The following is a 7,941-nucleotide window of genomic DNA, read 5'->3' on the forward strand; positions in this document are numbered from 1 at the left end:
ATTTAAAAACTCATAATGTCATCGGTGTCGTTATCTTCAAGAAAATTATCCAATTCCCGATAACTTATGTCTGAGCCCAGACCATAATCCGACGGCGTATAAACTGTCCCTTTTCCGGCTTGATCAACACAGTGTTCGATCAACTTAACCAGGTTTAACTGATAATTATTTACTAAAGTTTGCAACGTGTGCTCTTCGAAATGAGCGGTGCTATACCGCCAGGTAAGACATAGATTACTACGCTTTATAGAGCCGTTTACAGAAATGGTTTCAACAATTTCGTGAGACGTATTTTCTGATGTTCCGGTAGCTTCGATTGCGGCAGTAAACCATTCGCTTTTGTTTATTACATTATCAACCTGTCCTAAGTAATTAAATACTATATCCCATGGATCTTTGTTTTGTAATAAAGGTTCTTTTGCAATATACTTGAGCACGCCATAACCTATTCCTTTATCCGGTATCTGCCTAATTTGCTCCTTGTTAGATTTTATAAGATCACCATAATCAAAACCCGGCTCTATGCGCAGCAAAACTGGATATATAGTAGTGAACCATCCTACTGTGCGGCTGGTATCAATATTGTCTTGCACATGTTCTCTTCCATGACCTTCTAAGCCTATAACTATCTTTTCTGAGCCTATCCAGTTACATAAAGTGATGGCTAGGGCGGTCATCAAAATATCGTTGATTTCAGTCTGATAAGCCTGAGAAACGTTGTGCAACAAATATTTTGTATGTTCAACTCCCAAACACATCTTTATTTGTGCCGTATCGAAGATTGTAGCTCTGCCTGTACTAAGTTTATCATACTTTAAGCTTTGACTATTGCCAGCAATAGTTAACCAATAATTTTGCTGTGAAAGTAATTTCCGGTCTTGGCTGAATTGATGTAAGGCGTTTGCCCATTGGCGGTAAGAACTGCTTTTCTGGCCCAGGTCCACAGGCTCGTTAGCTTCAATACGGGTTAATGCTAAATCCAGATCTTCTAATAAAATTCTCCATGAAACACCGTCTATCGCCAAATGATGAATAATAAATAATAAGCGATTGTGAGATTCATGCTCGGGTGTTTTAATCCATAGAAATTTCACAACTCCGCCAGCATTTATATCCAAACTTTGTTGAATATAGTTTGCATGATTTTCGATTAAAGAACTTAAATGGCCAGGTGCAGCATCACTAAGATCAAGAGTTAATAACTCTACCTTGGCTAACCCGTAATTCTGTTGCCAATTTCCGTTTAACAAAGTGTAGCTGAAACGAAGCGCATCATGATGTGACACTAACTGCTGTAATGCTTTTTCAATTATTGATCGGTTTAACTGCTTACTAAGTCCAATTAAAACACTTTGATTATAGTGAGAAACTGCTTGTGGTTTTAACTCCAGGTACCGTTGCTGTATAGGCAACAAATCGCAGGAGCCGGATAATATGCCTTGTTCACCGGACGATTTAGCACCGGTGCGCTCTGAGATTGCTGCCGATAAACCAGCGATTGTTTGAAACATGAATAAATCCTTTGGCTGCACTTCGTATCCTAAACGACGCATTCTGCTAACTACTTGTATCGTTAAAATTGAATCGCCTCCCAGCTCAAAAAAATTATCTTCTATACTAATTTGCTGAGCATCTAACAGGTCGTTCCAAATTTCGACAAGATGTGTTTCTACCAGGTTTCGCGGCGCAAAAAAATTGCTTGTCTGCGATTCACTCAATTCAAGTTCGGGTAAAGCTTTATAATCAACCTTTCCGTTGCTGTTTAAGGGTATAGAACTTAGTTCTACCCATAAGCTCGGCACCATATAGGCGGGCAATCTTTCAAGAAGATATTCGGTTAGTTTGAGTTTGTCGAACTTACCGGCAGCAACTGCATACCCCACCAGTCGTTTATTCCCCTGCTTATCTTTCCGGGCAAGCACTAAATTTTGACTTACCAGACCGCTTTGCTGAACAATGCTTTCAATTTCCCCAAGCTCGATGCGATAGCCGCGTATCTTTACCTGATTATCTTTCCTTCCAAGATATTCTATATCTCCATCCGGAAGCCACCGGCCATAATCTCCGGTTTTATACAAGCGGCCCCTTCCCGTGATAAAGGGATTATCAATAAACTTTTCTTTCGTTTCCTCGGGCATATTTAAATAGCCCCTGGCAACTTGCAATCCACCAATATATAGTTCGCCGAAAATTCCTACAGGAACCAGGTTGTGTTGGCCATCAACAATGTAGACCTGGGTATTAGGTAGTGGTTTTCCTATGGGTACCTGACTATGCGTGGAAGAGCTTCCATCTTCCAAATATTCTATGGCCGTTACAGTGGTTTCGGTTGGCCCATACTCGTTATAAAAGCTTGTAATATCTTTCCACCTGTTGGCTAATTCTTTTTTGCAAACATCGCCCCCGGCAATTACGCGTTTTAAGTTCTTGAAATTATGATTTTTTAGTTGCTCTAGAAAAAGTGGCGTAGCATGTAAATGACTTACCTCTTTTTGATTTAAGTAATTCTCAAACCGCTCGGTATCTAACTGCAATCCTTCTTTAAACAATATGAGTTTAGCACCATTACATAGTGCTAAAAATATTTGCTCTACAGACGCATCAAAAGCGTAATTAGAAAATTGCAGTATCCTCTCTTCTTCCGTAATATTAAAATATCTGGTTTGAGCCTGTATCAAGTTTGACACCGAAGCATGGTCAGCTATCACCCCTTTGGGTTTGCCGGTAGAACCCGATGTATAGATTACGTACGCGGAACTGTCAGGCTTAACAACTAGCTGCGGGTGAGAATTGGATTGGTTATTAATTGCTTTATGGTCTACCCCATCCAGCTCAACTACCTGTATTTCTGAATTGAATTTAATTTTTGATGAACTGGCAGCACTCCCTACCGCCAATGTTGCGGCGGTATCTTCTAATATATACTTAATCCGTTCTTGTGGATACTCCGGATCTATTGGTACGTAAGTACCGCCAGCCTTAAGTATTCCTAAAATCCCCACAATCATCGCTAAACTTCTTTCAAGGCATATTGGTACCAGCACTTCAGACTTTACGCCTTTGGAAATGAGATAATGTGCTAACCGGTTCGAGTCTTCATCGAGCTTGGCATACGTTAATTCCTCTTCCTCCAAAATCAGCGCAATCGCATGTGGGCTTTTCATAGCTTGCTGCTCAAACAGCGCAAGAACAGTAATCTCGAGAAAAGGATTTATAGAACTGTTGAAATTCGCAATTTGTATTTCTTCTTCCACAGGAAGTAACTTCAACCGCCCGATACGCTCATTTGGGTTGTTGATTATAGAAGTAAGTAATGTAGTAAAATGTTCCACCATGCGGTGGATGGTAGATTTGTTATAGAGGTCTGTGCTGTATTCTACGTAACCAATAATGCCATCGTCTGTTTCTTTAAATTTGAACCCCAACTCTAATTTAACTGTGGTGTTTACAAACGACTCGGTATTTAATTCAACGTCCCCCAATCGAAGTTCTACCATTTCAGGTAGGTTCTGAAAGGTAAACATTACCTGAAACAAGGGGTTGCGGCTTTGATCCCTGTCTTTCACTACCGCGTCTACAACTTTCTCAAAGGGTATTTCCTGGTGACTATACGCATCTAATAGCGTAGACCTTACCTGTGCAACCAGTTCAATGAATTCATTTTCGCTTTCTACATTACTTCTTATAGCAAGTGTATTTACGAAAAATCCTACCATCCCCTCGACGGCCTTGTGGCTCCGCCCGGCAATAGGCGAACCAACGCAAATATCTTTCTGATTACTGTAGCGATGAAGTAATACTTTGAATGCTGAAAGCAAGATCATGAATAAAGTACTGTTCGTAGAACGGCTTAATTCTTTTAGCCCGTTGCTTAAAATTTTATCAATTTTGAAACCATATCCATATCCGTTTTTTCCTTTAAAAGCCGGGCGTGTAAAATCTGTTGGGAGCTCTAAGGGTACTACTCCCAACAACTGGGAACGCCAATAATCTAATTTCTGTTTATAAACCGGCCCAGTTAAAAAATTACGTTCCCAGATAGAGAAATCGGCATATTGGATCGGCAATGCTGCTAATTGTGGTTTGGCTTTCCCATAAGAATTGTAAAGTTCCACCAACTCCTTCACTATAATGGCAATCGACCACCCATCTGAAGCAATATGGTGCATAGTTATCACAAGAATATTCTCAGAATTATTTACACAAATTATATCCGCGCGAAGCATAAAATCTGATGATAAATCAAAAGGGTGTAAAAACAAGTTTTGAATATTACTTCTTAATTGTGCCGGATTGCTAACCCAGGAGGCATTATCGATACGATTAAGCGACCAATTGTCTGCCGGTCGTACTTGTTGCCATGCGAGACCTTCTTCTTGCAATATGACTGTACGTAACACCTCGTGGCGTTCCACTAATGTTTTTAAGGCGTATTCTAATGCCTTAAAATTTAGTGAGCCTTTTAAATTTAAGATTGCGGGTATATGATATTCTACGCTGCCATCCAGCTGATCGATAAACCACAAACGTTCCTGACTAAATGACAAAGGTATTTTTTCAGGACGCGGATAAATTGCGGTAATAGCCGGCTGGATATTCTCGGTCTCCGGAGTTAGCAGGGTTGCTAAACCTGCAATAGTGGGATGTAAAAATATATTCCGTATTTGAAGTTCCGTGCCATGTGCTTCTCTCAATGAGGAAATGACTCGCATAGCCAAAAGAGAATGCCCGCCAAGTTCAAAAAAATTATCATGAACTCCTATTCGTTCAACACCAAGTAACTCTTTCCAAATGTTTACGATTAGGCTTTCCTCAGCGGTACGAGGCGCGGTATATTCAGTCAGGATAATATCTTTCAATTCAGGATCAGGCAAGGCTTTTCTATCAATCTTACCGTTTGGTGTTAAAGGAAATGTTTCCACTAACACCCAAAAGCCTGGTATCATATAAGCAGGTAGTTTAGTTTGAAGATACCTTATAAGTTTTTCCTTGAATCCGTTGTCGGCTGATACATAGCTTATAAGGCGTTTAGCACCCGCCGCATCTTCTCTGGCTGTTACCACCACCTGATTTACCAGTCCGCTTTGCTGAATTACCTGCTCAATTTCACCAAGCTCGATTCGATAACCCCTAATTTTAACCTGATCGTCTGTTCGGCCAAGCAATTCAATATTTCCATCGGGAAGCCATCGCCCCAAATCTCCTGTCTTATATAACCGCTCATCCGAATGTTCCTTAAAAGGATTGATTATAAATTTTTCTGCGGTTAACTCTGGCAAATTTAAATAACCTCTGGCCACTTGTAATCCGCCGATATATAGTTCACCTGGTATGCCTATGGGCGAAAGATTATGGTGTCTATCTACTATGTTGATGGATGTATTAGCAATTGGTTTTCCGATAGAAACCGCGCCGTTAGAATGCAAAGGCTCATCTGTTAAGGTGGCATAAACGGTATTTTCGGTTGGGCCGTAAGCGTTAATGACCTTAATCCCTTTTTGTTGTATAGCCAATACATATTCGGTATTAAGCATTTCCCCTGTCGATACTACAATCTTTAATTTAAATACCTCCTCTTTGAATATTGCCTGATAGGAAGGTGGAACTGTAATTAATTCTACCTCGTAACGGTTTAAAATATCACCCAATTTGGCCCTATCAAGCAACGTTTCATTACTTACCAGTATAAGTTTACCGCCTGATAATAACGAACAGAAAATTTCATGACATGATACATCAAAACTGAAGGAGGCGAATTGCAATATGCTGATTCCTTCCCGCAAATGTAACGGATCAATCAGGCTGTAAAAAAGGTTTACTACGCTTCGATTTTCTATCATTACCCCCTTAGGCTTCCCTGTTGATCCTGACGTATAGATTACATAAGCTAGATTATGAGGGCTTATACTTTGCGGAAGATTTTCTATAGATTCATTACTGATCTGATTCAGTTCCCTATCTAAGTTTATAACTTCTATTTCTTTTAATCCTGAAAGTCTGTTTACTGCAGTACTGCTGGTTATTAAATAATTAGCCGCCGTATCTGCCAGCATATAATTGATGCGCTCTTGCGGGTATTGCGGGTCTATAGGTACATAAGCCGCTCCTATTTTAAGGATGCCTAAGATTCCGACAACCATATTAAGGCCTCTTTCTATACAAATTGGCACTAATAAACCAGCAGTTACTCCCTTTTTTTCCAGATAGCGGGCTAATTGATTGGAACGTTCATTCAGCTCTTTATACGTTAATTCCTTTCCTTCGAAAACAAGTGCCGTAGAATCAGGGATTTTCAGAACTTGTGCTTCAAAAAGGCTTATAATGGTACCTAACTGAGGATAACTTTTGGTGGAGTAATTAAAACCTTCTAAAAGGTGAAGTTCCTCTTTCGATAGCATTTTTAAGCCGCTTAGCTTTTGTTGAGGTAAGGCTGCTATAGAATTTAACAACGTGGTAAAATGTCCAATGAGTCGTTCTATCGTTTCCTTCTTAAACAGATCTGTATTAAATTCTACTGAGCCATGTAAGACACCCTGGGTTAACTTAACTATTAAAGTCAGGTCAAATTTTGAAGTGACATGAACAGAATTTTCAATTTTTAAATCTAAATCGCTTAGCCGGATTACCGGAACTTCGTGAGTATTCTGAAAAACAAACATCACCTGAAACAGAGGGTTCTGACTCAAATCACGACCGGTTGTTGTTGCTTCAACTATCTTCTCAAAGGGTACTTCCTGATTCTCATACGCCTCTAATGTAGTTGCTTTTACAGATTGTAAAAGTTCAACAAAAGATGCCTCAGGATTTATATAAGTACGTAATACTAAAGTATTAATAAAAAAGCCAATCAAATTTTCTACTGCATGATGCTGACGACCCGCAGTAGGTGCACCTACGCAAATATCTTTTTCTCCGCTGTAGCGATATAGTAATACCTTAAAAGCAGAAAGCAACAACATAAATGGTGTTACGTCCTGGATTTGACTTAGTACAAGTAACTGCTTTGTTAGTGCTTCATCTATACTAAAAGGGATAATAGCCCCTTTACTGCTTGGTACCTCAGGGCGATGAAAATCAGTTGGCAACTGTAGCGGAGCTATGTTGCTAAGTTTTTTTTTCCAGTATTCTAGTTTTTTATCCAGAAACTCCCCGCTTAAATACTTTCTTTGCCAGATGGCAAAATCGGCATACTGAATTTTAAGTTCTTCAAGTGTTGAGGGCTGTTCTCGCACAGCAGATTCATAATAATCAATAAACTCTTTAATAAGAATCGGGATAGACGATCCGTCAGCTGCGATATGATGAACCGTAGCAACCAATATATGTTCTTCCCGGGTTAATTGCACCAGTGATGCCTTAAGCATATAATCTTTTGCAAGATTAAACGGGGTGTAAATACTGTCCTGAATAAGTTCATTTAATTTTGTAGAATCATTTGTGTAAATAGATCCATCAATATTCTCTAATTTCCAGTCTACCGCAGTATTAACAATTTGGTATGGATTTACACCGTTTTCTGCGTATACAGTTCTCAGGATCTCGTGCCGGTCTACAACTGACTTTAAAGCCTTTTCTAATACATCCCTTTTTAATCTACCTTTTAAATTAAGAACAATAGGCATATGATATTGTACACTGCCCGCTAGTTGGTTAATAAACCATAATCGCTCCTGACTATAAGATAAAGGGATATGCTCATAAGTACTTCTGTTAAATGCCTGCAATTCGCTTTCAAACGCTTCCACCTTTGCTGACCTCTTACTTTCATTTAAAAAATCAAGGATCAATTCTTTGTTGTCTTTGATCTCCTGAATTAATTTCGGATCAGGAATATTGTCTTTGGAAAACTTAAGTTTAAGGCCTCCGTCGTTTAATAAAACATGGATACCTTTGCTTTTAGCAACCTGTAACAGATCAATAATTTTGCTAACCATATCTACT

At 39.3% G+C, this 7,941-nt stretch carries 1 protein-coding gene; it reads right to left on the reverse strand.

Translation table 11 applies throughout. From position 1 onward, the window contains the following. Positions 1 to 2: 2 nt before the first annotated feature. Positions 3 to 7,934, reverse strand: coding sequence for an amino acid adenylation domain-containing protein (locus tag WKF66_RS07320; RefSeq protein WP_489673773.1), 7,932 nt, complete (start codon positions 7,932 to 7,934; stop codon positions 3 to 5). Between the last annotated feature and the right edge of the window lie 7 nt (positions 7,935 to 7,941).

This window comes from Pedobacter sp., assembly GCF_037719805.1.
Lineage (GTDB): Bacteria > Bacteroidota > Bacteroidia > Sphingobacteriales > Sphingobacteriaceae > Pedobacter.

Excerpts from the sequence above, each read along its gene's own strand:
- WKF66_RS07320 (WP_489673773.1), bottom strand. The coding sequence starts at position 7,934 with ATGGTTAGCAAAATTATTGATCTGTTACAGGTTGCTAAAAGCAAAGGT.